Source organism: Aestuariivirga sp. (genome assembly GCF_020252405.1).
Taxonomy (GTDB): domain Bacteria; phylum Pseudomonadota; class Alphaproteobacteria; order Rhizobiales; family Aestuariivirgaceae; genus Aestuariivirga.
Genome location: NZ_JADCDA010000058.1, coordinates 1 through 26,476 on the forward strand (window position 1 = coordinate 1; position 26,476 = coordinate 26,476).

Sequence of the window (26,476 nt, forward strand, 5' to 3'; positions counted from 1 at the left end):
CGTCCAGTACCGCGTGCTCGACGCGTACCCCGAGAGCGTTGAGGACAACACGGACGAATACATCGTGCCGCCCGGCCATTATTTCATGATGGGCGACAACCGCGACAACTCGCAGGACTCGCGCTACCCGCGTGTGGGCTATGTGCCGCTGGAGAATTTCGTCGGCCGCGCCGACATCATCTTCTTCTCGATCACGCCCGACACCAGCCTGTGGCAGGTGTGGGAATGGCCCTTCGCCATCCGCTGGAACCGCTTCTTCACGCTGGTCTGAGAAGGCCTTGAGCAGCTTCACTCCGGCCAGGCTCGACGAGATCTCGGAGCGGCTCGGCTATCGCTTCTCGAACGGGGCGCTGCTCACCGAGGCGCTGACCCACGGCTCCACCCAGAAGCACAAGGGCGATTACCAGCGTCTCGAATTCCTCGGCGACCGCGTGCTGGGCCTGATCATCGCCGAGCAGCTGTTCCGCAACCACCCCAGGGACGGTGAGGGCCAGCTCACCCATGTGCTGAGCAGCCTGGTGCGCTCCGAGGCCTGCGCCGAGGCCGGTGACGCGATCGGTCTCCCGGATCTCGTGATCATCGGCTCCGGCGAGCGCGCCAAGGGCATGAACCACAACCGCACGCTCCTCGGCGACGCCATGGAAGCCCTGGTGGCGGCGATCTATCTCGATGGAGGCCTCGATCAGGCCCGTGCCTTCGTGCTGCGCTGCTGGGACGCTCAGCTCATGGCGCCCAGGGCGGCGGCGAAGGACCCCAAGACCTTCCTGCAGGAATGGGCGCTGGCCCGCGCGTTGCCGATCCCGAACTACACGGTGGTCAGCCGCGAAGGCCCGGAACATGAGCCGGTCTTCGTCGTGGCCGTCGAGGTGCGGGACAGGCCCGCACAGCAGGGCGTTGCCAGGAGCAAGCGCGCCGCTGAAATGGTCGCCGCCGAACAGTTCCTGAAACGCGAAGGGATCAGGCCATGATGGAAGACGCGAGCCAGCCTGACGGCCCCACCCGCGCCGGTTTCTGCGCCATCATCGGCGCGCCCAATGCCGGCAAGTCGACGCTGGTGAACGAGCTCACCGGCTCCAAGGTGTCGATCGTCAGCCACAAGGTGCAGACGACGCGCGCCCGTATCCGCGCCATTGTCATGGAAGGCAATGCCCAGATCGTTCTGGTCGACACGCCCGGCATCTTCACGCCCAGGCGCGCGCTCGACCGCGCCATGGTGGCGAACGCCTGGGGAGGCGCTGGCGATGCGGACGCCGTGGTGCTGCTCGTCGACGGCCGGCCGGGCCTCACGCCGGAGGCGAAGGAGATCATCGCCCATCTCGCGCAGACCAGGACCAGGCCCATCCTCGCCATCAACAAGATCGACCTCATGCCGCGCGAGCGGCTGCTGGACGTGGCCGCCGAATTCAATGGCACCTGTCCCTTCGAGCGGACCTTCATGGTGAGCGCGCTCACCGGCTCCGGCACGCAGGACCTGCTGACATATCTCGCCCGGAAAATGCCCGAGGGTCCGTGGCTCTATCCGGCCGACCAGGTGGCCGACGTGCAGCTCCGCTTCATGGCCGCGGAGATGACGCGCGAGGTGATCTACGCCCGGCTCCACGAGGAGCTTCCCTATGCCTCCACCGTCGAGACGGAGAGCTGGGAGGAGCAGAAGAACGGTTCCGTCAAAATCGGCCAGGTGATCTATGTCCAGCGCGACAGCCAGAAGGCCATCGTGCTCGGCAAGGGCGGCCAGACCATCAAGCTCCTCGGCCAGAAGGCGCGGGAGGAGATGGAGCGCCAGTTCGGCCGCAAGGTGCATCTTTTCCTGTTCGTCAAGGTGCGCGAGAACTGGGCGGATGACAAGGAGCGCCTGCGCAACATGGGCCTCGACGTCTAGGTCATGGAGTGGCGCGACGAGGGCGTGATCCTGTCGGTCCGCCGCCACGGCGAAACCGGTGCGATTGCCGAAATCCTCACGGCGGCGCATGGCCGCGTCATGGGCCTTGTGCGCGGCGGGCGTTCGAAGCGGCAGCGGCCGGTGCTGCAGGCGGGCAACGCGGTGCAATGCGTCTGGCGTGCAAGGCTCGAGGAGCAACTGGGCACTTACGTGCTGGAACCGCTGAACCTCCGCGCCGGCGCCATCATGGAGGAGCCGTTCCGCCTTGCAGGCCTCGCAACGCTCACCGCGCTGTCGCAATTGCTGCCCGAGCGCGAGCCCCATCCGCGCATCTATGAGGCCCTGCGCATCGTGCTCGACGCCATCGGCGATGACGCGGTGTGGCCGGCCCTGCTGGTGCGCTGGGAGCTTGGCCTGCTGGATGAGCTTGGGTTCGGTCTCGACCTCGCGAAATGCGCGGCCACGGGCAGCAGGGAGCACCTCGCCTATGTCTCTCCCAGGAGCGGCAAGGCCGTCTCGGCGGAGGCGGGCTCGCCCTTCCGCGGCCGGCTTTTCGGTCTTCCCGCCTTCCTGCGCGAGGCGGGTGCCGCGGCACCTTCCGCGGACGTGATCGAGGGCCTCAAACTCGCCGCCTATTTTCTTGACCGCCATTTGTTCGAGCCGCGCGGGGTGAATTTCCCCGAGCAGCAGGACTGGATCATCCGGAAACTGGCCGAAACGCCGCATTGAGCCCGGGCGGGCTTGCAACTAGAAAGCACCCCACAGGAGGGGTTCACCATGCTTGGACGACTGAACCACGTGGCCATCGCCGTGCCCGATCTCGTCAGGGGAAGCGAGGTCTACCGGTCCATGCTGGGGGCTAAGGTTTCGGCCCCGCAGGCCGAACCCGCGCATGGCGTGAGCGTGGTTTTCGTCGAACTCCCCAACACCAGGATCGAGCTTCTGGAGCCGCTGGGCGGGAACTCGCCGATCAAGGCCTTTCTGGAGAAGAACCCGGCGGGCGGCATCCACCACGTCTGCTACGAGGTGGCGGACATCCTTGCCGCGCGCGATCGTCTTTTGGCGCAAGGGGCCCGCGTTCTGGGTGACGGCAATCCGAAAACCGGCGCCCACGGCAAGCCGGTGCTGTTCCTCCACCCCAAGGATTTCTGCGGCGCCCTGGTCGAACTGGAGCAGGCATGAAGTTCGGCAGCGCGGTCGCCATTTATTTCATCACCTGGTGGGTCTGTCTTTTCGTGGTGCTGCCCTGGGGTGTGAAGAACGCCCATGAAGCGGGCGAAACGGTGGAGCAGGGCAACGAGCATGGCGCGCCCGTGAAGCCCATGCTGTGGCGCAAGGTGCTGGCGACGACCATTCTCTCCGCCATCGTCTTCGCCGTCATTTATGGCCAGGTCACCTATCACTGGGTCGCCTTCGACGACATCCCCGGTGTCAAGGCGGTCACCGCCGACTGAAGCACTTTCAGGTCAAGTGGACACCGGTTGACCGTCGAAAATGCGGCCAGACAAGGAGATCTAGCATCGGACCCTGATATGCATCCGCCGCCAGCGAAGCTTGCCGCTGAGAGCCCGGCTCCTCTCCCGGAAAAGGAAAAGGCGAGGCCGAAGCCTCGCCTTGCCCTTCTTGCTTCGGTTCCTTTCCGCCGGTGACCAAACCGGCGGGGGCGGCTGCTCTATGGCGCGCCCGGAACCCTACCTCCCCAGACCTGGGTCACCTTTGAGAGCGCACCGTGGTCTTTTTTTCTTATTGCAAAGAAAGCTAACAGAACACCTGAGCTTGTCACGTTAAAAAGTGTCATACGCCCGCCACAATTCATTACAAATGCACGGCGGGCCTGGTTCCGGGCCACTGGTTTGCCGGCCGGAGAGCGTTTCAGCCGGAGCTTTTCCCGGGATTCGCACGCCCTTGGCTTGAGTTCCGGGGCGTTTCCCGTAAAACAGCCGCAAATTCCTCCGAAGCAGGATTCTCATGCGCCTTTCCCAGTATTTCATGCCCATTCTGCGCGACGATCCCAAGGAAGCGGAAATCGTCTCCCACAAGCTCATGCTGCGCTGCGGTATGATCCGCCAGGAAGCGGCGGGCAGCTATTCATGGCTGCCGCTTGGGCTTCGGGTGCTGCGCAAGATCGAGCAGATCGTCCGGGAGGAGCAGAACCGGGCCGGCGCCATCGAGGTGCTGATGCCGACGATCCAGCCGGCCGACCTCTGGCGCAAGTCCGGCCGCTATGACGCTTATGGCAAGGAGATGCTGCGCATCAAGGACCGGCATGACCGCGACATGCTGTTCGGACCCACCAACGAGGAGATGATCACCGACATCTTCGCCCAGGGTGTCCAGTCCTACAAGGACCTGCCGCGCAACCTCTATCACATCCAGTGGAAGTTCCGCGACGAGGTGCGCCCGCGCTTCGGCGTCATGCGCGGCCGCGAGTTTCTGATGAAGGATGCCTATTCCTTCGACGTGACGCGCGAGGCCGGCCAGCACTCCTACAACAAGATGTTCGTGTCCTACCTCAAGGCCTTCGCCCGCATGGGCCTGAAGGCGGTGCCGATGCGCGCCGAGACCGGCCCCATCGGCGGCAAGGACAGCCACGAGTTCCTGATCCTTGCCGAAACGGGCGAGTCGGAAGTCTTCTTCGACAGCGCCCTTCATGACATGGACTGGCAGGCCTTCGAGATCGACTACGACAATGCCGGGGCCGTGGCGGGGGTGGTGGACGACTTCACCTCCAGATACGCCGCCACCTCCGAAATGCATGACCAGGCGGACTATGAGAGGCGCGTGCCCGCCGGTCGCCGCGTGACGGGCCGCGGCATCGAGGTGGGACACATCTTCTTCTTCGGCACAAAATACTCGGAGCCGCTCGGTGCGGTGGTGCAGGGGCCGGATGGCAAGATGGCGCCGGTGCAGTCCGGCTCCTACGGCATCGGTGTCTCCCGCCTTGTGGGCGGCATCATCGAGGCGAGCCATGACGGGGCCGGCATCATCTGGCCGGAGCCCGTGGCGCCCTTCAAGGTCGGCCTCATCAACCTCAAGGCCGGCGAGGCCGGCGCCGACGCGGCCTGCGAAAAGCTCTACCGCGCGCTTGAGGCCAGGGGCGTCGATGTCCTCTATGACGACCGGGACGAGCGGGCCGGCGCCAAGTTCGGCGCCATGGACCTGATCGGCCTGCCCTGGCAGGTCATCGTCGGGCCGCGCGGCTTGAAGGACGGCGTCGCCGAAGTGAAGAACCGCAAAACGGGTGAGCGCGAGAACGTGGCGCTTGACCAGCTCGTGGGCCGCTTCGCGCGCTGATGGACAAGAGTCTGCCCGACACCAGGCCCTTCGCGCCCTTCGAATGGATGCTCGCCGGGCGATACCTCAGGGCGCGCCGCCGGGAAGGCTTCATCTCCGTCATCTCGCTCTTCTCCTTCCTCGGCATCCTGCTGGGTGTCGCGACACTCATCGTCGTCATGGCGGTGCTCAACGGCTTCCGGGCGGAACTGCTCGACAAGATCCTCGGCTTCCAGGGCCATATCAGCGTCTACCGCGCCGATGTCTCGCCGATTGACGATTACCGGGATCTGGCCAGCAGGCTCGCCCAGGAGCCGGGCGTCACCCGCGCCGTGCCGCTGGTCGAGGGTCAGGCCATGGCCTCCAGCCTTCACAACAACACCGGCGCGCTTGTCCGCGGCATCTCCGAGGCCGACATCCAGAAGCTGCCGAGCCTCAACAACAAGGACCTGCGCACCGCCCTCAACAAGGACCTCGTGCCGGACGGCACGCCGTCCTTCAAGGGCTTCGACACGGCAGGCGGCGTGGCCATCGGCGAGCGCATGGCCTGGCGCCACCAGCTGGGGCTGGGCTCGCGCATCACCATCATCTCGCCCGATGGCCCGGACACGGTCATCGGCAACGCGCCCCGCATCCGCGACTATCCGGTCGTCGCGATCTTCAAGGTCGGCATGTCGGATTATGATGAGAACGTCATCTACATGCCGCTCTCCGAAGCGCAGGACTATTTCGTCACCGGCAATGGCGTGAACCAGATCGAGGTGATGGTCGAAGACCCGGACAATGTCGACCGATACGCCATGCCGCTGATGGCGGCCGCGGGCGACGGCATGGCGGTGTCCACCTGGAAGGACCGCAACTCCACCTTTTTCAACGCGCTGGCGGTCGAACGCAACGTGATGTTCCTCGTGCTCACCATGATCATCCTGGTGGCGGCGCTCAACATCATCTCCGGCCTCATCATGCTGGTGAAGGACAAGGGCCACGACATCGCCATCCTGCGCACCATGGGAGCGACACGCGGAACGATCCAGCGCGTATTCTTCCTGACGGGTGCTGCGATCGGCACGGCCGGCACGCTGGGCGGCTTCATCGTCGGCCTGCTCATCTGCCTCAACACCGAGCGGATCCGGCAGTTCATCTCCTGGGTCTCCGGTGTCGATCCCTTCAACCCCGAACTCTATTACCTCGCCCAGCTTCCGGCCCGCATGGACAGTTATCAGACGGTGCTGATCCTGCTGATGTCGCTCGCGCTCTCCTTCGCCGCAACGCTTTACCCGTCCTGGCGCGCCGCCAGGCTCGATCCTGTCGAGGCGCTGCGCTACGCATGAGTCCGGTCACGCCAGCCCTCGTGCTCAAGAACGTCGCCCGCTCCTATGCCGAAGGCAGGGGACGGCTGGAGGTGTTCAGGGACCTGAACCTGACGGTCAGGGCAGGGGAGATTGTGGCCCTCGTCGGCCAGTCAGGCTCGGGCAAGTCCTCGCTCCTCCACATCGCGGGCCTGCTCGAAGGGCCGACGGCGGGCGAGGTCTTCATCGCCGGCCAGAACTGCTCGAAACTCGGCGACCTGGCGAGAACGCGCATCCGCCGCATCGGCATCGGCTTCGTCTATCAATTCCATCATCTGCTGCCCGAATTCTCGGCGCTGGAGAACGTGATGATGCCGCAGCTCATCGGCGGCGCACAAAAGCCCGCCGCGAAGGACCGGGCCCGGGAGCTCCTCACCCGTCTCGGCCTCGAACCCCGCCTCGAACATCGTCCGTCGGAGCTCTCCGGCGGCGAGCAGCAGCGCGTCGCCATCGCGCGTGCCCTTGCCAACCGGCCGCTGCTGCTTCTGGCCGACGAGCCCACCGGCAACCTCGACCCCGAAACCGCCGCCCGCGTCCACGACGAGCTCCTCCGCCTCATCGGCGACGAGGGGCTGGGGGCGCTGGTTGCCACCCACAACCTCGACCTGGCCCAGGGCATGAGCCGCATCGCGCGGCTGGAGCGGGGCATGATCGTCTCCTGATGCCGCCGCAGGGCACATCGGGGCAATAGCTTGCGCATGATCTTATCGCAAAAGCGGATTCCACTTTTGCGGATCAAGCGCTCGGGAGCTTGCTAGCGAATTTTCGGCCGAAATCAATCGTTACGAACCCCTCCTTGATGCCGTCATCGCGGCTTTCGCCGGGGCGGCGGCTCTTTGGATGTGCATCACCCCTCCGCCGGACGTGCATCCACCCCCGCCTTCGCCCTATAATCTCCCCATGTCCGAATCCCGCCCCCTCTTCGTGCACCTGCGCACGCATACCGCCTATTCGCTCTCCGAGGGCGCGCTCCAGATCAAGGCGCTCGCCGGGCTGGCGAAGGAGGCGAAGATGCCGGCGGTGGCCATCACCGACACCGGCAACCTCTTCGGCGCGCTCGAGTTCTCGGAGGCGATGTGGGACAAGGGCATTCAGCCCATCATCGGCTGCACGCTCAGGGTCGATCTCGCCTTGCAGAAGGAGGGCGGCCTCAAACAGGCCGGTGGCCTGCGCCGCATCCCCGCGCTCGCCTTTCTCGCCAAGGACGAGCGGGGCTATCAGAACCTCATGAAGCTCTCCTCCCGGGCTTATCTGTCGAGCCCGGAGAATGCCGAGCACCATGTCACCTGGGACTGTCTCCGCGGCCATGCCCAGGGCCTCGTCTGCCTCACCGGCGGTCCCGATGGCCCGGTGAATGACGCGCTGCTGGCGGGCCAGGGCACACTCGCCGCCGAGCACATCGAGCGCCTGAAGGACCTGTTCGGCGACCGCTTCTATATCGAACTCCAGCGCCACGGCACGCCTTCGGAACGCAGCACGGAGCAGGGCCTCGTCGATCTCGCCTACCGTCTTGAGGTGCCGCTAGTGGCCACCAACGAGCCTTACTTCGCCAGGGCCGACGACTATGCCGCGCACGATGCGCTGATCTGCATCGCTGAGGGCGAGGTGCTGGCCACCGATGACCGCCGCCGGCTGACGCCCGAGCATTATTTCAAGAGCCAGCAGGAAATGGCGGCCCTCTTCGCCGACATCCCCGAGGCGGTCGAGAACACCATCGAGATCGCCATGCGCTGCGCCTATCGCGTCAAGTCGCGCGCCCCCATCCTGCCGCGCTTTGCGGAGAACGATGAGGCGGAGGAACTGAGGCAGCAGGCCTATGCGGGTCTTGAGGAGCGCCTCGCCACCCGAGGCCTCGTCGAGGGCCGCACGCGCGGGGATTACGTCAAGCGGCTCGACTTCGAGCTTGATGTCATCACCAAGATGAAGTTTCCCGGCTACTTCCTGATCGTGTCGGACTTCATCAAATTTGCCAAGGTCAATGGCATTCCGGTGGGGCCGGGCCGCGGTTCGGGCGCCGGTTCCCTGGTGGCCTATGTCCTCACCATCACCGACCTCGACCCCTTCCGCTTCAACCTGCTGTTCGAGCGCTTCCTCAATCCGGAGCGCGTGTCGATGCCGGACTTCGACATTGACTTCTGCCAGGACCGCCGCGGCGAGGTGATCGCCTATGTGCAGCAGCGCTATGGCAGCGACCGCGTGGCGCAGATCATCACCTTCGGCAAGCTGCAGGCCCGCATGGTCACGCGCGACGTGGGCCGCGTGCTGCAAATGCCCTATGGCCAGGTGGACCGGCTCTCCAAGCTGATCCCCAACAACCCGGCGAACCCCGTGACGCTGGCCCAGGCCATCGACGGCGAGCCCAGGCTGCGGGAGGAGCGCGACAAGGACCCCACCGTCCGCACGCTCTTCGACCTCGCGCTCAAGCTTGAGGGCCTCTACCGCAACGCCTCGACCCATGCGGCGGGCGTGGTCATCGGCGACCGGCCGCTGGAAGAGCTGGTGCCGCTCTACCGCGATCCGCGCTCCGATATTCCGGCCACTCAGTTCAACATGAAATATGTCGAAAAAGCCGGACTGGTGAAGTTCGACTTCCTGGGCCTCAAGACGCTGACCGTGATCGAGAAGGCGCAGACGCTCATCCGGATGCGCGAGCCCGCCTTCCACATCGACAATATCCCGTATGACGACCAGAAGACCTACGAGATGCTGGGCCATGGGGATACAGTCGGCGTGTTCCAGCTGGAAAGCTCCGGCATGCGCGACGTCCTCAGGAAGATGCGCGCCGACCGCATCGAGGACATCATCGCCATCGTGGCGCTCTATCGCCCGGGCCCGATGGATAACATCCCGCGCTACATCGCCTGCAAGAAGGGCGACGAAGAGCCGGACTATCTCCACCCGTTGCTCGAGCCCATCCTGAAAGAGACCTACGGCATCATGGTCTACCAGGAGCAGGTGATGCAGATCGCCCAGGTGCTCTCGGGCTATTCGCTGGGCGAAGCCGACCTTCTGCGCCGCGCTATGGGCAAGAAAATCAAGGCCGAGATGGATGCCCAGAAGGAGCGTTTCGTCTCGGGCGCGGTCAAGAAGGACGTGGACGCGGCCCAGGCCGACAACATCTTCGAGCTCGTCCAGAAGTTCGCCGGCTATGGCTTCAACAAGTCGCATGCCGCGGCCTATGCCGTGGTCTCCTACCAAACGGCCTATCTCAAGGCCAATTACCCCGTCGAATTCCTCGCCGCCTCGATGACGCTGGACCTCGGCAACACGGACAAGCTCATGCTGTTCCGCCGCGAGGCGCAGCGCCTCGGCGTCAGGGTCATTCCCCCGTCGGTCAACGCCAGCGGCGTCGGCTTCGCGGTGGCCGATGGCCAGATCCTGTATTCGCTCGCCGCCCTCAGGAATGTCGGCGCCGGGGCGATCGATCATATTGTGAAGGTGCGCGACGAGGGCGGGGCCTTCGCGTCGCTCGGCGATTTCGCCAGGCGCATCGATGGCCGCCTGGTCAACAAGCGGGCGCTCGAAAGCCTGGCCAAGGCCGGCGCCTTCGATTGCCTCAACCCCAACCGCGCGGCGGTGCTGGATGCGGTCGAATCCATGCTCTCCATGGCCAGCCGCACGGCGAGTGCGGCGCAGGCCGGGCAGAACGACCTGTTCGGCGGCGCGTCCAGCACCCCGGACGATCTTGTCCTGCCGCGCCGCGATGCCTGGCTCCCCATGGACAGGCTGGCGCAGGAGTTCGAGGCGGTGGGTTTCTATCTCTCGGGCCATCCGCTTGACGACTACATGAGGCCGCTGCAGAAGCTCTCGGTCGACACCTGGCGGAGCTTCCATGAAAAGGCCCTCACGAAGGGGGCGCGCGCCGCGAAGCTCGCCGGCACCATCACGCACCGCCAGGAGCGCCGCTCCAAATCCGGCAACAAATTTGCCTTTGTCGGTTTCTCCGATCCCACCGGCCAGTTCGAGTGCATCTGCTTCTCGGATACGCTGGCCGCCTGCCGCGACCTTCTCGAGCCCGGCAAGGCGGTGATCGCCCGCGTCGAGGCCGATGTGGAGGGCGAGGAGGTGAAGCTGAGGCTGCAGGGCGTGGAAATGCTCGACAGGGCCGCAGCCCAGATGGTCACCGGCCTCGAAATCTTCGTGCGCGATGCAAAGCCGCTCGAGTCCATCGCCGCCCGCCTCGCCAACGGCGGCCGTGCGCCCGTGCGCCTCGTCATGCTGATGGACCAGGGCCGCGAGGTGCATGTGTCCCTCGGCAACAAGTTCACCGTGACGCCGCAGATCAAGGGCGCCATCAAGGCGATTGCGGGCGTGGTGGACGTGCAGGATTTCTGAGGCGGCGGGGCCTTATCCTGGCTTCATCTTTGTACGGATCAGTGTGGCGGGCAGCGCATGTTCCGGTCAGTTGTTTTCACCTGACCGGAACATGCGCGGGCTTGACCGGGGGAAAAGTCCACCGCTCAGCCGAGCGCGCTGTCGAGGTCGCTGCGTTCGAGCGGCGTGAGGAATTCCAGGGCGAAGCCGTCGTCGAAGTGGCGCACCACGCGGCCCTTCATCCGCCCGAGCGTGACGGGCGAGCCGACCGATGGCCGCATCCGGCTCCTGATGCCCGCACCGGACAGCGAAATGTCGATCACCTCGCATGGCTGTTCCCGCCCGCCGGGCAGCATGAAGCGGGCCTGCCGGTTGCGCGGCTCGAAGCGGGTGTGGCGGCGCTCGGCGGCGGCAAGGCCAAGGTCGCGGCGGATCAGCCAGCGCAGGTGGCGTACGAAGCGTGGCTGGCGGTTGGCGGAGAAGCTGAAGTTCACCCAGAAACCATGCCCGGCGGCCTCGCCAGCCACGCCGTTGACGCGGCCGATGTCCTCGATAAAGGCGGCAAGCGGCGTGCCCTCCGGCACCTGGTCCTCGCAAAGGAACAGGGCGCTGTCGGGGTCGATGGCCGTCACCGCGCACTGACGCTCGCTGCCGTCCGCCAGCAGCAGCCTGGCGGGGAAGCTCTGTGGCATAAGGGCGGCGGATAAGGCGGCGGGGGCCAGCCTTTTGCCGAACTGCGTCACGCGGGGTCTCCGGCGCCGGAAGAGTCAGGGGCGGTCAAGACCACCTGATATCAGGCGGAACTTGCGGGGGGCCTGCGCAATGCTTGTGCTTTCCGGATCGCCGGTATTGCCGCCGAACAGTCGGATGGCGGCGAGGTCGCAAGGCGCCAGCCGGTCATGGCTCCAGAGTTCCGGGCTGCCATGCGGGTATATCCCGCCCAGCACATGCACGGCCTCGCCGTCACGTGCCGTCATCGGCAGGGCCAGCATGTCGGCGCCGATCTTCTGGCCGCGGTCGGTCAGATAGCGGATGCGGAAATGCGCCGGCTGAAGTTTGCCCGTCACATCGCCCAGCGCGCGCAGAATGGCGGCGCGCTCCACGCGTCCCCAGCCGGCAAGAAAGCCGGTGCCGGTGATTTCGTGGCGCATGAATTCGCAAATGCCCGTCCCCGCCAGGCGATAGATGTAGCGATCGGGCCCGCTCCCGGGGGCCAGGATGAACAGCCACGGCGCCTGCCTGCGTAATTGTCTCAAATCGAGATCGCCGCGCGAGGGCGCAGGGCGTCCGCCCTTCAATGCCAGCCAATGGCCCAGCAGCAGGCGGACGCCCGGATGGAGGATTAAATCCTCTTGGCTTGGCCGCGCCTCCCCGCTAACCCACATGCTCAACCCCTCCGGGGCACGGGGCCCCGGTGTCCCAATTTGATCTCACGAGGCTGGGAGTTGCAGCCTTCGTGCCAGAAGGAAGAACCAGGCGTGTCGGAGCAGCTTCCCCCGCGCGGCAACTGGGCCGAGGCCAGGACTCCGCCGGCCTTCAACGTTCCCGCCATCGTCGCCGCGGTCATCGCGGTGCTGGTGGCCATCCATGTGGGCCTGTGGTTCCTTGGCGAAAGCTGGCAAGTGTGGTCGCTCTATGCGCTGGCGCTCATTCCGGCGCGCTTCACCGTGGCGGGCTACCCCATGCCGGAGGGCGCGCAATACTGGTCGCTCGTCACCTATATGCTGCTCCACGGCAGCTGGACGCATCTCTTGCTCAACTGCGTCTGGCTTCTGGTTTTCGGAACGCCGGCGGCGCGCTATCTCGGCAATGGCAAGTTCCTGCTGCTTATGCTCGTCTCCGGCGCCGCCGGCGGACTGTGCAGCCTCGTCCTGCACTGGGGGCAGGATATGATCGTCGTCGGCGCCTCGGGCGGGGTGATGGGGCTGATGGGTGCGGCCACCCCGCTGATGTATGGCGGGCGCCTGCCGGATGGCGGCTGGCGTCCCGCGCGCTTTTCCGAGCTCCTCCGCAACCGCCAGGCGCTGGTCTTCACCGGGGTTGTGCTGGCCATCACGCTGTTTTCGGGCGGCACCGGCTGGACGGGCAACAGCTTCCCCGCCGAGGGCTCCATCGCCTGGGAGGCGCACATCGGCGGCTTCATCGCCGGGATTTTCGCCTTTTACGCGCTCGCGCCGAGGGTGCGCGCGGCCTGAAACCGTGATAGACTTACCGCCGTTCACTTGCAGGAAGGAGACTCCGGAATGGCAGTTGCTCACATCCTCAGGCAGAAGGGCGCCGCGGTGTTGACCGTTGGTCCCTCGGACAGCGTCCAGTCCATCGTCGATACATTGGCCCGTCACCGCATCGGCGCGGTGGTGGTGGTCGATGCCGGGGGCGCGATCGCCGGGATCGTGTCCGAGCGTGACGTGGTGCGCGCCATGGCGGGCGATGTGGCCGGCGTTGCGGGCAAGACGGCATCCGACATCATGACGGCCAGGGTCCGCACCTGCAGCCCCGCCGATTCCGAGGCGGAGCTGATGCAGCTCATGACAGAGCACCGCATCCGCCACTTGCCCGTGGTGGCGCACGGCAAGCTCGCCGGCATGATCTCGATCGGAGACGTGGTCAAACTCCGCATGGAATTGATGGAGGCGGAGGCCGATCAGATGAAGACCTACATCGCCTCGGCGGGCTGAGCGACACTGGCGCGGTTCACGGGCGCGGGCGTCAGTAAATGTCCTTCGGATCGAACAGCCTTTGCGCGTCGATGGAGACAAGCGCGCCGCCATCGACGCGGCGATAGAAGCAGCTGCGCCGGCCCGTGTGGCAGGCCGCGCCCTTGCCCTGGGGAATGGCCTTCACCAGCAGCGCGTCCTGGTCGCAGTCGGTGAGGATCTCGGTCACCTTCAGCGTCTCGCCGGAGGTTTCGCCCTTCTTCCACAGCGCCTGGCGCGAGCGGCTCCAGAAATGCGCGATGCCGGTCTCCTGCGTCAGGCGCAGGGCCTGCGGGTTCATGTGGGCCACCATCAGAACCGCATTGTCGCGCGCATCGCTGACGATGGCGGTGATCAATCCGCCTGCATCGAACCGCGGCTGAAACCTGGCCGTCTCGTCGGGGTCCGGGCTCATTCAAAGGGAGAAGCCGCTCGACGGCGCGCGGACCAGTTCCATGAAGCGCGCCTGCAGCACGGGGTTGGTCTTGAACTCGCCGGTGAACTGTGTGGTGATCGTGGCCACGTTGCGCTTGCCAATGCCGCGCATCGACATGCAGGTGTGCACCGCCTCCACCAGCACGGCCACGCCGCGCGGGTTGAGCGAATCCGAAATGGCGTTGGCGATCTGCGCTGTCATCGTCTCCTGCGTCTGCAGGCGGCGGGCGAAAATCTCCACCACCCTGGCAAGCTTCGAGATGCCGGCGACCGAGGCTTTCGGCAGATAGGCCACATGAACGCGGCCGATGAAGGGGGCAATATGGTGTTCGCAATGCGAGTTGAACTCGATGTCACGCAGCATGACGATGTCGTCATAACCGCCCACGTCGGTGAAGGTGCGCGACAGGGCTTCCGCCGGATCGTCCTCATAGCCCGAGAAATATTCGCGGAAGGCCTTGACCACGCGCTTTGGCGTGTCGAGCAGGCCCTCGCGCTCCGGGTTGTCGCCAGCCCAGGCGAGCAGCGTGCGGACGGCCGCCTCCGCCTCCTCCTGGCTCGGGCGCTTCACCGGCTTCGCGGGGATTTTCTTGACGACGGCTTCCATAATCCTCAACTTCGCTTTCCGCATCACTGGTCAGACTTGCGCCCGGGTGCAAGCTGCCCCCATATCATGGGGCAGGCCCCGCTGGCAAACCGCCAGGCGGCGGTTCACCCTCCAGGGCGGATGATCTAGGATATTGGAATGATTAACGAGATTTATAACCGCCGGATCTTGAGCTTTGCGGCGGATATTCCCCGGTTGCAACGCCTGGAACGGCCGGACGCCACGGCTGTGGCCATTTCCCGCCTCTGCGGCTCCAAGGTCACGGTGGATGTGGCGATGAAGGGCGGGGTCGTTTCGGACTTCGGCCAGGAGGTCAAGGCCTGCGCCCTGGGCCAGGCCTCGTCGTCGATTATGGCCCGTCACGTGGTGGGCTCGACCCCGGATGAGCTCCGGGAGGTCCGCGACCGGATGTACCGGATGCTGAAGGAGGAGGGCCCGGCCCCCACCGGCAAATGGGCCGATCTGGAGGCCCTGATGCCGGTCCGCGATTTCAAGGCCCGCCACGCCTCCACGCTTCTCACCTTCGACGCCGTGGCCGACGCCGTGAACCAGATCGAGGCGAGGCAGAAGGAAGCCGCCCATGGCTGATCCCGTCAAGGCAATGGACTTGCCCGCCCGCACCCGGACCATCTACCCGCCGCTCTACGCCGCCGCCCTTGAAGGCCGCGCCAAGCGGGCGCTGGGCGATGTTTTCAACCTCACCCAGTTCGGTGTGAACCTCACGATTCTTGCGCCCGGCTCATCCTCCGCCCACCGCCACTGGCACGAGAGTGAGGACGAGTTCGTCTATGTTCTCGAAGGCGAGGTGACGCTCATCGACGATCAGGGCGAGCACCTGCTGACCCCCGGCATGTGCGTCGGCTTCAAGGCCGCCGTTCCCAACGGCCACATGCTGACGAACGCATCAACCGCCCCCGCCATGTATCTTGAAATCGGCACAAGGTCAGAAGGCGACCGTGCCCATTACCCCGAGGTGGACATGCTGGCGGTCAAGGAAAACGGCAAGTACCGCCTCACCCACAAGGACGGCACGCCCTACTAGAGCCCTCATCCGGCCTGTCGGCCACCTTCTCCCATCCCTGCGGGACGGGAGAAGGACTCGTGGGAAGATCGCGCAACGAGTCCTTCTCCCGTTGGCGCAGCCGATGGGAGAAGGTGGCCAAAGGCCGGATGAGGGCTCGCTCCCGCTGGTCCTATTTTCTCCTCTTCCCCTCAATATCCGGCGCATGCGGGAAGCGGGACTTCAGATCCCGGTCCGTCACACTCATGTGGTTCCGCGTATACTGCTCGGAGGCATCGCGCAGCGGCTGGAAGTCCCAGGGGAAGTGGCTGCCCCGCTTCAGCGCCTCGAACATCATGTGCCGCGCCTGCTGGCTTTCGAGCACTTGGGCGTTGATCCGCGCAATGTCGAACTTGGCTTCCACCTCGGCGCGGAACTGGCCCGCCAGCGGATGAGTCCCCGCGATGTTCCTGATCTCCCCCGGATCGTCCTCGAGATTGTAGAGCTGGTCCGGGTCCGCCGGCGAATGGATGAACTTCCAAGGGCCCCGCCTGAGCATGTACATCGGCGCAATCGCACCCTCGGCCAGATACTCGCCCCAGGCCGTCGCTTCCGGATTTTCCGGCGCACCCGTCAGCAGCGGATGGAGCGAACGCCCGTCCACCGTCCGCGCCAGCTTGGTCTCGCCTTCGTTCCCGATGTCCACGAGAGTCGGCAGGATATCGGCCAGCGTCACCGGCTCCTTCACGCGGCGGGCCTTGAAGCGCTTCGGGTTCCACACCAGCATCGGCACATGGGCGGAAGGTTCGAGATAGCTCATCTTGTACCAAAGCCCGCGCTCGCCCAGGAAGTCGCCATGGTCCGAGGTGAACACGATCGCCGTATCGTCGAGTTTGCCGCAAGCCTCCAGCGCCGCGATCATCTGGCCCAGCAGGTCATCGACGTAGGAGATATTGGCATAATAGCCATGCCGCGCCTTGCGCAGGTCATCCTCCGTCACCGTATAGTCGTCCATGGCGGAAACATCATGGAGCCTCCGGCTGTGCGCATCGAGGCAGGCCCGCTCCATGCGCGGCACGGCCGGCAGGTCGATGTCCTCATCGCGATAGAGGTCCCAGAACTTCCTGCGCGCCGCGTATGGGTCATGCGGATGCGTGAAGGACGCCATCAGGCAGAAGGGCTTGTCGGGCTCGAAGCGCGCATAGTCATAGATTTTGCGGATGGCGAGGAAGGCCACCTCGTCGTCGAACTCGAGCTGGTTGGTGATCTCGGCGATGCCCGGCTGCAGGACGCTCGTCATGTTGTGGTACCACCAGTCGATGCGCTCCTGGGCGAGCCGCCAGTCCGGCGTCCAGCCGAAGTCGGCGGGGTAGATGTCGGTGGTCAGCCGCTCCTCCAGCCCATGCAGCTGGTCCGGCCCCACGAAATGCATTTTGCCGGACAGGCAGGTCTTGTAACCGGCCAGCCGCAGGTAATGCGCCCAGGTGGGAATGGAGGAGGGGAACTCCGCGGCATTGTCATAGACGCCGGTTCGCGAGGGGAGCAGGCCGTTCATCACCGTGGCGCGCGCGGGCGAGCACAATGGGCTCGTCGAATAGGCATTCTCGAAGACCACACCCTCGGCCGCCAGCCGCGACAGGTTGGGCGTCTTGACCAGCCTGTGCCCGTGGAAGGGCAGGAATTGTGCCGCCAGCTGGTCGGCCATGACGAAGAGGATATTGGGTTTTGTGTCGCTCATGGCCGCCCTATATGCTGCATGGTGCTCTCATGAAAACCGCTCTCCTGGCTCTCATCCGGTTTTACCAGCTTACCTTATCGGCCATCATCGGCCGGCGCTGCCGCTATTTGCCGACCTGTTCGGAATATGCGGGCGACGCCATCGCCAGGCATGGCGTGAAGCATGGGCTGGCATTGGGCTTCGCCCGCGCCTGCCGCTGCCACCCCTGGGGCCAGTCGGGTTTCGATCCCGTGCCGGAGGTCTATGAAGGCCCGGTCTGGCGGATGCCCCCGGAGGCGTCTTCTCCCGCTCCTTCAGCGGGAGAAGAAGGGACCCGTTGCGGTACGCAACGGGGAGATGAGGGGAAAACGGGGGCCATTTAGCCTTCGGAGCCTGTTGTCCCTCACCTCCCCCAACTGCGTTGGGGTCCCTTCCTCTCCCGCAGGCGGAAGAGGACGACGATCTTGACCCCGCCGCCGCCGCCCCCTAAACCCGGCCCGCACTTAAACACTTCGCTTACCCGCTTCGTTGGCGGGAGTGAGCAGGAGGACGGGACATGATTTCCTTGACCTTCCCGGACGGCGCCAGGCGCCAGGTTGAAGCCGGGGTTTCCGCCCGCGATGTGGCGGCATCCATTTCCAGGTCGCTCGAGACGAAAGCCGTGGCCGCCGTGGTGAACGGCCAGCTTACCGACCTTGCGGACCCCATCACCGCCGATTCCACGCTGCGCATCCTCACGCGCGAGGATCCGGAAGCATTGGAGCTCATCCGCCACGACGCCGCCCATGTGCTGGCGGAAGCCGTGCAGGAACTTTTCCCCGGCACGCAGGTGACGATCGGCCCGGTGATCGAGAACGGCTTCTATTACGACTTCTTCCGCAACCAGCCCTTCACGACCGATGATTTCGCGGCGATCGAGAAGAAGATGCGCGAGATCATTCAGCGCGACAAGCCCTTCACCAGGACGACGAAGACGCGCGAAGAGGCCAGGGACTTCTTCCGCGCCAGGGGCGAACTCTTCAAGGTCGAGCTGGTGGACGCCATTCCGCAGGGCCAGGACATCAAGTTCTACGACCAGGGCGGCTGGTCTGACCTGTGCCGCGGTCCTCACATGACGTCCACCGGCAAGATCGGCAACGCCTTCAAGCTCATGAAGGTGGCCGGCGCCTATTGGCGCGGCGATTCCAGGAATCCGATGCTCACCCGCATCTACGGCACCGCCTGGGCCAATGAGGCTGACCTCAAGGCCTATCTCCACGCGCTGGAGGAGGCCGAGAAGCGCGACCACCGCAAGCTCGGCCGCGAGATGGACCTGTTCCATTTCCAGGAAGAAGGACCGGGCGTCGTGTTCTGGCACGCCAAGGGCTGGACCATGTTCCAGCAACTGATCGCCTATATGCGCCGCCGCCTCGCCAGGCTGGGCTATGACGAGGTCAACGCGCCGCAGCTCCTCGACAAGTCGCTGTGGGAGACCTCGGGCCACTGGGGATGGTACAGGGAGGCGATGTTCGCCGCCACCTCAGCGGGTGACACGACGGATGACGACCAGGTCTTCGCCATCAAGCCGATGAACTGCCCGGGCCACGTGCAGATCTTCAAGCATGGCCTCAGGTCCTACCGTGAACTTCCGCTGCGCCTGGCCGAATTCGGCAACGTCCACCGCTACGAGCCGTCGGGCGCCCTGCACGGCCTCATGCGCGTGCGCGGCTTCACGCAGGATGATGCGCACATCTTCTGCACCGAGGAGCAGATGGCCGCCGAATGCCTCGCCATTAACGATCTTATTCTCTCCACCTACAGGGACTTCGGCTTCGGGCAGATCGTGGTCAAGCTCTCGACGCGGCCGGAAAAGCGCGTGGGTTCTGATGAGGCCTGGGACCGCGCCGAAAGCATCATGTCCAGGGTGCTCGAACAGATCGCGGCTGAATCGGGCGGCGGGATCAAGACTGCGGTCAATCCGGGCGAGGGCGCTTTCTATGGCCCCAAGTTCGAATACGTCCTGCGCGATGCGATCGGCCGTGACTGGCAGTGCGGCACGACGCAGGTCGATTTCAACCTGCCCGAACGCTTCGGCGCCTTCTACATCGGCGCTGACGGCGAGAAGAAAGTGCCGGTGATGATCCACCGCGCCATCTGCGGCTCGATGGAGCGCTTCCTCGGAATCCTGATCGAGCATTTCGCGGGTCACTTCCCGCTGTGGCTCGCACCCACCCAGGTGGTGGTGGCGACCATCACGTCCGACAGCGACGCCTATGCCCTGGAAGTCCGCGACCTTCTCCGCAAGGCGGGGCTTCGCGCCGAGGCCGATCTGAGGAACGAGAAGATCAATTACAAGGTCCGCGAACACTCGGTCGGCAAGGTCCCGGTCATCCTCGTCGTCGGCAAACGCGAAATGGACGAACGCGCCGTGAACGTCCGCCGCCTCGGCTCGCAGGATCAGACGCCGATGAAGCTCGACGGGGTGCTGGCGGCACTCGTGGACGAGGCGACGCCGCCGGACCTGAGACACGGCTGAGATACGGCCCCAATGCCCTCACCACGGCGCAGGCCGGATGACGGCATTGGGGTTTCGTATGTCCTGAACCATCCGCCCTCGCGCCCCGTATATCGGTCATGTCACACACATACATCGTCATCGGCGCCACCGGCGGCATCGGAGCCGCACTCTGCCGCAGGCTCGCCGCCGCGGGCCACACAGTTCACGCCATCGGCCGTGATGCGGCAAAGCTTGGTGCCCTCACCGCCGGGACAGGCGGCTCCTTCGCGGTGGCTGACGTCACCAGCCGCGCTCAGCTGGAGGCTGCCATCAAGGCCGCCGGCCCCTCGGTTTCGGGCCTCGCCTATTGCGTCGGCTCCATCAACCTCAAGCCCGCCCCCCGCATCACGGATGAGGATGTGGAACGCGATTTCCGCCTCAACGCGCTCGGCGCCTTCCAGGCCGTGCAGTTCGCCTTGCCCGCATTGAAGGCCAGCGGCAACGCCTCCATCGTCCTCTTTTCCACCGTCGCGGTGGCGCAGGGCTTCGCCTCGCATGCTTCGATCGGCATGGCCAAGGGTGCGGTCGAGGGCCTCATGCTGTCGCTCGCCGCCGAACTCGCGCCGAAGATCCGCGTCAACTGTGTGGCCCCATCGCTCACGAAGACGCCGCTCGCCGCCGCCCTCACCGGCAATGAGCAGATGGCATCGGCCATCGCCAGCCTCCACGCCCTGCAGCGCCTCGGCGAACCGGACGACATCGCCGCCGCCGCCGCCTTCCTGCTGTCGCCCGATGCGTCATGGATCACCGGGCAGGTGATCGGCGTCGACGGCGGGCGCTCGTCGCTGCGCACCAAGGGCTGATATGCCGCGCGGCGTGAGGAAGTCCGACCTTCCGTCCAAGCCCTGCGCCGCCTGCGGCCGCCCCTTCGCCTGGCGCAAGAAGTGGGCGCGGGACTGGGAGGCTGTCAAAACCTGCTCCGACCGCTGCCGCGCCGCGCTGAAGCGGCAGGCGAAATGACCGCACTCCGCATCGTGCTGGGCGACCAGCTCACGCGCGGCATGTCATCGCTGCGCGATCATCAGCCCGGAGACACGGTGCTGATGATGGAGGTGCTGGAAGAGGCCACCTATGTGAAGCACCACAAGCAGAAGCTCGTGCTCATCTTCTCCGCCATGCGCCACTTCGCGGAGGAGCTTCGCCGCGGCGGCCTCAGCGTCGACTACATCCACTTGGATGATCCTGCCAACACGGGCAGCTTCACCGCGGAGGTGCGGCGCGCGGTTCGCCGCCACAGGCCCTCGCGCGTCGTGGTCACCGAGCCCGGCGAATGGCGTGTCATGGAGATGATGAAGGGCTGGGGCGCCGAAATCCTCCCCGATGACCGCTTCTTCGCCACGCCCGCCTCATTCGCGGCCTGGGCCAGCGGCCGCAGGCAACTGCGCATGGAGTTCTTCTACCGCGACATGCGCCGCCTTTCGGGGCTTCTGATGGATGGCGGAGAGCCGGTGGGCGGTCAGTGGAACTTCGACCACGACAACAGGAAGTCCTTGCCGAAGGACGTGATGCCCCCGAAGCGCCAGCGCTTCGAACCCGATGCCATCACGGTGGAGGTGATGGCCATGGTGCAGCAGCGCTTCCCCGGTCACTTCGGCGATCTCGAACCCTTCGGCTGGGCCGTCACCCGCGCCGATGCGCTTGAAGCCCTCGACCACTTCATCGACTCCTGCCTGCCCGATTTCGGCGGCTATCAGGATGCGATGAAGCAGGGCAACGCGTTCCTCTATCACTCCGTCATCTCGCCCTATCTCAACATCGGCCTGCTCGGCCCGCGCGAAATCTGCGACCGCGCGCAGGAGGCGTGGAGCAAGGGGCATGCGCCGCTCAATGCGGTGGAGGGTTTCATCCGCCAGATCCTCGGCTGGCGCGAATATGTCCGCGGCCTCTACTGGCTGAAGATGCCGGACTATGCCGGGACGAACTTCCTCGACGCCCGCCGCCCGCTGCCGTCCTTCTACTGGACGGGCAGGACCGACATGAACTGCCTTGCCCAGGCCATCGGCGACACAAGAGCCCATGCCTATGCCCACCACATCCAGCGCCTCATGGTCACCGGCAATTTCGCGCTGCTGGCGGGCCTCGATCCGGCGGAGGTGGAGCAGTGGTATCTCCGCGTCTATGCCGATGCCTTCGAGTGGGTGGAACTGCCCAACACCCATGGCATGGCGCTCTTCGCCGACGGCGGCGTCATGGCGTCCAAACCCTATGCGGCGTCGGGCGCCTATATTGACCGGATGTCGGACTATTGCAGCGGCTGCCGTTTCAGGCCGGAGGTGAAGCTGGGCCCCAGGGCCTGCCCCTTCAATTACCTCTACTGGGACTTCCTCATCCGCAACGAAGGAAAGCTCAGGGCCAACCCGCGCATGGGAATGCCCTACCGCACGCTGGCCCGGATGGAGCCGGAGCGCAAGGCGGACATTCGGCGCCATGCGGCAACATTTCTGAGCTCCCTCTGACAGGCTGCTGAAAAACGCATTTTTGACACACTCTGATTCCGGTTTGAGCTGGCTTCGAATGCGTTATGCTCACGGTTCAGGCCGATCAATTTGGACTTTTCAGCAGCCTGCCAGAGCATGATCCGCAAAAGTGGAACCGGTTTTGCGATAAGATCATGCTCAAGCTATTGACCCGGCGCCTGTTCCGTCCAGGCGGTTCCACCTGAACGGAACAGGCGCTAAATGAAGGAGAAAACCGCATGAGCCTGCCGCATATCCCCGATCCCATGCCGGGCGATGCCGCCGCGGCGGATGCGATTGAAACCGTCATTGTGCCGCGCGCGCATGATTTGGGCGGCTTCGAAGTGCGCCGCGCGCTGCCCTCGGCGCAACGCCAGATGGTCGGCCCCTTCATCTTCTTCGACCAGATGGGGCCCGCGCTGATGCGGCCGGGGCAGGGCATTGACGTCCGCCCGCATCCGCACATCGGGCTCGCCACCGTCACCTGGCTCTTCGACGGCTCGATTTACCACCGCGACAGCCTCGGCTCCGCCCAGCCCATTTCGCCGGGCGAACTCAACTGGATGACCGCCGGCAGTGGCATCGTCCACTCCGAGCGCACCGCGCCGCCGGATCTCGCGCGCGAGCGCAAGGTCTTCGGCATTCAAAGCTGGGTCGCATTGCCGAAGCAGCACGAGGAGGCCGCGCCCGCCTTCGACCATGTGGAGGCCCACCAGCTGCCGGTCATCGACGGGAGGGGCATTTCCGCCCGCATCATCGCCGGCTCCCTCTATGGCGCCGCCTCGCCGGTCAAAACCTATTCCGATCTCTTTTACGCCGATGCGCGGATGGCGGCGGGCAGCGCCCTGCCGCTTCCCGTGGAGCATGAGGAGCGCGGCGTCTATGTCGCCGAGGGCGGGATCGAGGTGGCGGGCCAGGCCTTCGGGGAGGGCCGCCTGCTGGTTTTCCGCCCCGGCGACGCCATCACGCTCCGCGCACGGACCAACGCCCGCGTCATGCTGCTCGGCGGCGAGCCGATGGACGGCCCGCGCTATATCTGGTGGAACTTCGTGTCCTCCTCGAAGGAGCGCATCGAGGCCGCGAAGGACGACTGGAAGCAGGCGCGCTTCGCCATCGTGCCGGGTGACGAGAAGGACTTCATCCCGCTCCCCGGCAAGTAGGTCTCAGTTCCCCAGCAGGATGTCGCGCGCCTCGCCGGCCGCGATGTTGAAGGTCGCCGTCAGCAGTTCCGCGCCCACTTCGGCGCGCGCGGTGTAGGTGCCGGGCAGCAGGGTGACATTGGCCCTGATGCCGCTGCGCGCCGCGATGGCCTCGCCCGACTGGTCCTCGATCTCCCAGCTGACCACGGCATCCGGCGCGCCCACGAAGGCGAGGCGCGCAAGGCCCGCCTTATGAGCGATCTTCACCGTGGCGACACGGCCCGCCGCCACATGCACGTCGGCCACGGCTTTCGCATTGCCGGTCGAGACCCGGCTCTCCACGCGATAGGTGCCGCGCGGCAAGCGGATGATTTCGCCCGGCGTCACCGAGACGGCGACCAGCCTGCGGCCATCCATCGAGAACACGCGCACGCGCGAGGCGACGGGGGGCACGGCGATATTGCCCAGCATCGGCTCCACCTTGAGGCCGCCGGCATCGAGCAGCAGGCTCAGCTTCAGCCGCGTGGCGGGCGGTATGCTGACGCGTTTTTCGACCAGCGTTGCCCCATAGCTCGCATCCACCACATAGTCGCCGGGGGCAAGCGAGACATCGGCCGTGCCGTCGGCACCCGAATAAACGGTCCCGCCGTCAGGCCCGCGGATCGTCCAGGAGATGTTCTGCTGCAGCGGACCGCCGTCGGCGGTCAGGCGGGCGGAGAGTTCAAGCCCTTCGCGGCCGGGCTGCACCAGCTGGATGGCAATGCCATGCGCGGCATCGGCTAGGGCGGCTGGGGCGCAGCACATGAAAATCGCCACCGCGCAGGCGGCGAATGTGCCGCTCCGGCGGTGGCGTTGCCGCCGTGCACGTGTGCTGCGGTCGTGCAAGGGCGAAGTTTCCTCTCTCCAAGCCCGTTGAGCTAAACACCGGGCCCGCCCCGCCGGCAATCCGCATCTTAATGAGTGGTTAACGGGCGCGGCCGGGGTTGCCTTTTCGGAGCGCCCGCGCGACACTCCGGCGGTCATGCAGCAGCTCAACGACACGTCTTCCGTCCTGGCGTTCCTCGGCACCCGCAAGTCCGCCTCCGCCAAGGCCATGGGCGAACCTGGACCTGCGCCGGAGCAGCTCGCCGAGATCCTCCGCCTTGGCGTCCGCGTGCCGGACCATGGCAAGCTCGTTCCCTGGCGTTTCATCCTGTGGGAAGGGGATGCGCGCGCCCGCTTCGGCGGGGTGATGAAGGCGCGCTGGGCGGAGCTTCACCCGGAGCATGGCGGGCAGACGCTCGACGCCGTCCATGGCCTGTTCATGCGCGCCCCAACCGTGCTGGGCGTCGTCTCCGCGGCGCAGGAACACCCGAAAATTCCGGTGTGGGAGCAGCAGCTCTCCGCCGCCGCCGTCTGCATGAACATCCTCCACGCCGCAACCGCCATGGGGCTGGGCTGCCAGTGGAACACCGGCTGGGTGGCCTATGATGAAGGCATCGCCGCCGCCATGGGCCTCAGGCCCCATGAGAAGATCGCGGGCCTCATCTACTTCGGCACGCCCACCGGCCCGCTGGAGGAACGCCCGCGCCCCGATCCCGCAACGCTGCTCACCTGCTGGCGGGCATCATGAAGATCGAAGGGGTCCTGTTCGACAAGGACGGCACGCTGATCGATGTCGATGCCACCTGGGTGCCGATCTACCGCGAAGCGCTGATGGACCTGTTCCGGACCGATGACGCGGGCGCCGAGGTAATCATGGAGAGGGCGGGCTATGACCGCGCCAGGGGCAAGCTCAAGGCAGGCTCGCCGCTGGCCGGCGGCACAAATCGCGAGATCGCCGCCATCTGGTGGCCGGACCTCGGGGGTGCGGCGCTCGATGCCCATCTCGCGATGCTGGAAGACCGTTTCGGCCAGATGGTGCGTGACAAGCTGGTTCCGCTCATGCCGCTCGAGCCGATCCTCAGCGATCTGCGCGCCATGGGCCTCAAGCTCGGGGTGGCCCCGAACGACAGCCACGTCTCGGCGCGCGCCCACATGGCCGAGGTCGGCGTCATCGGGCATTTCGCGGACATCATCGCGGCTGACACCGTTCCCGCCGCAAAGCCCGCCGGCAACATGATCCGCAAATTCGCGGCCTTGACCGGGCTTCCCGCCGCCGCCATCGCCATGGTCGGCGACAATCACCATGACATGGCGGAGGCGCGCAACGGCGGGGCGGGGCTGGCCATTGCCGTGCTCTCCGGCAATGCGGGGCGCGAGGACATCGCGCACCTTGCCGACCATACCATCGACAGCGTCGCCGATCTTCCGGCCCTTCTGCGGAGTCTCTGATGTTTTATGACGCGGTGAAAAACGATCACGGCCTCCCGTATGACCCGTTCAAGGCCATCGTTGTGCCGCGTCCCATCGGCTGGGTGTCAAGCCTGTCGCCGAAGGGCAAGGCCAACCTCGCGCCCTACAGCTATTTCAACGCCTTCTCGCAGTCTCCGCACTATGTCGCCTTCGGCTCGGGTCCGCGCAAGGATTCCATGGCCAATATCGAGGCCACGGGCGAATTTGCCTTCAGCCTCGCCACCTATGACCTGCGTGAGCAGATGAATGCCTCCTCGGCCCATGTTTCGGCGGACGAGTTCGAGCTTGCGGGCCTCACCAAGGCCGCCTGCCAGATCGTCCGCCCGCCGCGCGTCGCCGAAAGCCCGGCGGCGCTTGAGTGCTGCCTGCACCGGATCGTCGCGCTGCCGGATGATGACGGCAGGGCGGAGAACTTCCTGATCATCGGCCGGGTGCTGGGCATCCACATCGACGACCGCTTCATCCATGACGGACGGGTGGACACCGCGGCGATGCAGCCCATCGCGAGGCTTGGTTACAGCGAATATGCCACCGTCACCGAAGTCTGGCGCATGCGCCGACCGGATTAGAGCGGCGGGCGGTCATGCAGAATCGGGGTCTTTTCCCTCCCCCTCGTGGGTGTACAGACCGGGGAGATAGGTAACGGGTGTTCGGGGACATAGGTAACGGTTTTAGCATTGTTGGGTTGGCTTTGCGAGATCGAAGCTGGCGATGCGTTGGTGGCGGTAATGGACGTGGTAG

Annotated in this window: 28 protein-coding genes and 1 pseudogene; 23 read left to right on the top strand and 6 right to left on the bottom strand. The window is 65.6% G+C overall.

Annotated elements, in window-relative coordinates; all coding sequences use genetic code 11:
• The 10 genes from lepB to dnaE form a co-directional block, all read left to right on the top strand.
• The coding region (lepB, locus tag IOC69_RS09495; RefSeq protein ID WP_290543307.1) for a signal peptidase I at window positions 1-271 on the top strand (271 nt) is incomplete at its 5' end.
• A gap of 7 nt (window positions 272-278) precedes the next feature.
• Window positions 279-968 (top strand): ribonuclease III, encoded by a 690-nt coding sequence (gene rnc / locus IOC69_RS09500; protein WP_290543308.1) that lies wholly within the window; start codon window positions 279-281, stop codon window positions 966-968.
• Window positions 968-1,879 (top strand): GTPase Era, encoded by a 912-nt coding sequence (era, locus tag IOC69_RS09505; protein WP_290543334.1) that lies wholly within the window; start codon window positions 968-970, stop codon window positions 1,877-1,879. Before rnc ends, era begins: the two co-directional genes overlap by 1 nt.
• A 3-nt stretch (window positions 1,880-1,882) precedes the next feature.
• Window positions 1,883-2,608 carry a DNA repair protein RecO gene (recO, locus tag IOC69_RS09510; RefSeq protein WP_290543309.1) on the top strand — a complete coding sequence of 242 codons (726 nt, stop codon included), beginning with the start codon at window positions 1,883-1,885 and terminating at the stop codon, window positions 2,606-2,608.
• Between the two features lie 48 nt (window positions 2,609-2,656).
• A complete protein-coding gene (mce, locus tag IOC69_RS09515; protein ID WP_290543310.1) occupies window positions 2,657-3,061 on the top strand; it encodes a methylmalonyl-CoA epimerase in 405 nt (134 codons plus the stop codon).
• Complete coding sequence (locus IOC69_RS09520; protein WP_290543311.1) at window positions 3,058-3,333, top strand: DUF1467 family protein; 276 nt, start codon at window positions 3,058-3,060, stop codon at window positions 3,331-3,333. The genes mce and IOC69_RS09520 overlap by 4 nt, the downstream gene beginning before the upstream one ends.
• A 514-nt stretch (window positions 3,334-3,847) precedes the next feature.
• A complete protein-coding gene (proS, locus tag IOC69_RS09525) occupies window positions 3,848-5,173 on the top strand; it encodes a proline--tRNA ligase (RefSeq protein WP_290543312.1) in 1,326 nt (441 codons plus the stop codon).
• Complete coding sequence (locus tag IOC69_RS09530; RefSeq protein ID WP_290543313.1) at window positions 5,173-6,483, top strand: lipoprotein-releasing ABC transporter permease subunit; 1,311 nt, start codon at window positions 5,173-5,175, stop codon at window positions 6,481-6,483. Before proS ends, IOC69_RS09530 begins: the two co-directional genes overlap by 1 nt.
• On the top strand, window positions 6,480-7,163 hold the full coding sequence (locus IOC69_RS09535; RefSeq protein ID WP_290543314.1) for an ABC transporter ATP-binding protein: 684 nt from the start codon (window positions 6,480-6,482) through the stop codon (window positions 7,161-7,163). Before IOC69_RS09530 ends, IOC69_RS09535 begins: the two co-directional genes overlap by 4 nt.
• 238 nt (window positions 7,164-7,401) lie before the next feature.
• Window positions 7,402-10,836, top strand: coding sequence for a DNA polymerase III subunit alpha (gene dnaE, locus IOC69_RS09540; RefSeq protein ID WP_290543315.1), 3,435 nt, complete (start codon window positions 7,402-7,404; stop codon window positions 10,834-10,836).
• 125 nt (window positions 10,837-10,961) lie between these two features.
• Here dnaE and IOC69_RS09545 read toward each other — a convergent pair whose 3' ends face one another.
• Window positions 10,962-11,558 carry a PilZ domain-containing protein gene (locus IOC69_RS09545; protein WP_290543316.1) on the bottom strand — a complete coding sequence of 199 codons (597 nt, stop codon included), beginning with the start codon at window positions 11,556-11,558 and terminating at the stop codon, window positions 10,962-10,964.
• 24 nt (window positions 11,559-11,582) lie between these two features.
• Complete coding sequence (locus IOC69_RS09550; protein WP_290543317.1) at window positions 11,583-12,200, bottom strand: PAS domain-containing protein; 618 nt, start codon at window positions 12,198-12,200, stop codon at window positions 11,583-11,585.
• Window positions 12,201-12,293: 93 nt separating this feature from the next.
• Here IOC69_RS09550 and IOC69_RS09555 point away from each other — a divergent pair, with 93 nt between their 5' ends.
• The gene (locus IOC69_RS09555; protein WP_290543318.1) at window positions 12,294-13,010 is read left to right on the top strand and encodes a rhomboid family intramembrane serine protease; all 717 of its coding nucleotides are present in this window, start codon (window positions 12,294-12,296) and stop codon (window positions 13,008-13,010) included.
• 48 nt (window positions 13,011-13,058) lie between these two features.
• The gene (locus IOC69_RS09560) at window positions 13,059-13,493 is read left to right on the top strand and encodes a CBS domain-containing protein (RefSeq protein WP_290543319.1); all 435 of its coding nucleotides are present in this window, start codon (window positions 13,059-13,061) and stop codon (window positions 13,491-13,493) included.
• A gap of 31 nt (window positions 13,494-13,524) precedes the next feature.
• Here the strand turns inward: IOC69_RS09560 and hisI are convergent, their stop codons facing one another.
• Together hisI and folE are read right to left on the bottom strand one after the other, a co-directional pair.
• Entirely contained in the window at window positions 13,525-13,926 is a 402-nt protein-coding gene (gene hisI, locus IOC69_RS09565) for a phosphoribosyl-AMP cyclohydrolase (RefSeq protein WP_290543320.1), read from the bottom strand.
• Window positions 13,927-14,553: a GTP cyclohydrolase I FolE gene (gene folE / locus IOC69_RS09570; RefSeq protein WP_290543321.1), complete on the bottom strand. Its 627-nt coding sequence runs from the start codon at window positions 14,551-14,553 to the stop codon at window positions 13,927-13,929. It lies immediately after the preceding gene.
• Between the two features lie 138 nt (window positions 14,554-14,691).
• On the opposite strand from folE, the gene IOC69_RS09575 reads away from it, so the two are divergent.
• Window positions 14,692-15,141, top strand: a complete 450-nt coding sequence (locus tag IOC69_RS09575; RefSeq protein ID WP_290543322.1) for an iron-sulfur cluster assembly scaffold protein — start codon at window positions 14,692-14,694, stop codon at window positions 15,139-15,141.
• Window positions 15,134-15,595, top strand: coding sequence for a cupin domain-containing protein (locus tag IOC69_RS09580; protein ID WP_290543323.1), 462 nt, complete (start codon window positions 15,134-15,136; stop codon window positions 15,593-15,595). Before IOC69_RS09575 ends, IOC69_RS09580 begins: the two co-directional genes overlap by 8 nt.
• 151 nt (window positions 15,596-15,746) lie before the next feature.
• Here the strand turns inward: IOC69_RS09580 and betC are convergent, their stop codons facing one another.
• Entirely contained in the window at window positions 15,747-17,291 is a 1,545-nt protein-coding gene (betC, locus tag IOC69_RS09585; protein WP_290543324.1) for a choline-sulfatase, read from the bottom strand.
• Between the two features lie 11 nt (window positions 17,292-17,302).
• Here betC and yidD point away from each other — a divergent pair.
• The 6 genes and pseudogenes from yidD to IOC69_RS09615 all read left to right on the top strand — a co-directional run.
• Window positions 17,303-17,527, top strand: a pseudogene (gene yidD, locus IOC69_RS09590) (membrane protein insertion efficiency factor YidD); the annotation flags it as partial.
• Window positions 17,528-17,826: 299 nt separating this feature from the next.
• Window positions 17,827-19,785, top strand: a complete 1,959-nt coding sequence (thrS, locus tag IOC69_RS09595) for a threonine--tRNA ligase (protein ID WP_290543325.1) — start codon at window positions 17,827-17,829, stop codon at window positions 19,783-19,785.
• Window positions 19,786-19,883: 98 nt separating this feature from the next.
• Window positions 19,884-20,609: an SDR family oxidoreductase gene (locus tag IOC69_RS09600; protein ID WP_290543326.1), complete on the top strand. Its 726-nt coding sequence runs from the start codon at window positions 19,884-19,886 to the stop codon at window positions 20,607-20,609.
• Window position 20,610: 1 nt separating this feature from the next.
• The gene (locus IOC69_RS09605) at window positions 20,611-20,766 is read left to right on the top strand and encodes a DUF2256 domain-containing protein (RefSeq protein WP_290543327.1); all 156 of its coding nucleotides are present in this window, start codon (window positions 20,611-20,613) and stop codon (window positions 20,764-20,766) included.
• Window positions 20,763-22,262, top strand: a complete 1,500-nt coding sequence (locus IOC69_RS09610; RefSeq protein WP_290543328.1) for a cryptochrome/photolyase family protein — start codon at window positions 20,763-20,765, stop codon at window positions 22,260-22,262. The genes IOC69_RS09605 and IOC69_RS09610 overlap by 4 nt, the downstream gene beginning before the upstream one ends.
• Window positions 22,263-22,501: 239 nt before the next feature.
• Window positions 22,502-23,422 carry a pirin family protein gene (locus IOC69_RS09615; protein WP_290543329.1) on the top strand — a complete coding sequence of 307 codons (921 nt, stop codon included), beginning with the start codon at window positions 22,502-22,504 and terminating at the stop codon, window positions 23,420-23,422.
• A gap of 3 nt (window positions 23,423-23,425) precedes the next feature.
• On the opposite strand, the gene IOC69_RS09620 is transcribed toward IOC69_RS09615, so the two are convergent.
• The gene (locus IOC69_RS09620; RefSeq protein ID WP_290543330.1) at window positions 23,426-24,286 is read right to left on the bottom strand and encodes a hypothetical protein; all 861 of its coding nucleotides are present in this window, start codon (window positions 24,284-24,286) and stop codon (window positions 23,426-23,428) included.
• A 136-nt stretch (window positions 24,287-24,422) separates the two neighbouring features.
• Between IOC69_RS09620 and IOC69_RS09625 the strand changes: the two genes are divergently transcribed.
• The 3 genes from IOC69_RS09625 to IOC69_RS09635 are packed head-to-tail and all read left to right on the top strand — an operon-like array spanning window position 24,423 to window position 26,304.
• Window positions 24,423-25,013 carry a nitroreductase gene (locus IOC69_RS09625; RefSeq protein WP_290543331.1) on the top strand — a complete coding sequence of 197 codons (591 nt, stop codon included), beginning with the start codon at window positions 24,423-24,425 and terminating at the stop codon, window positions 25,011-25,013.
• Entirely contained in the window at window positions 25,010-25,714 is a 705-nt protein-coding gene (locus IOC69_RS09630) for an HAD family hydrolase (protein ID WP_290543332.1), read from the top strand. The genes IOC69_RS09625 and IOC69_RS09630 overlap by 4 nt, the downstream gene beginning before the upstream one ends.
• A complete protein-coding gene (locus IOC69_RS09635; protein ID WP_290543333.1) occupies window positions 25,714-26,304 on the top strand; it encodes a flavin reductase family protein in 591 nt (196 codons plus the stop codon). The genes IOC69_RS09630 and IOC69_RS09635 overlap by 1 nt, the downstream gene beginning before the upstream one ends.
• Window positions 26,305-26,476 lie beyond the last annotated feature (172 nt).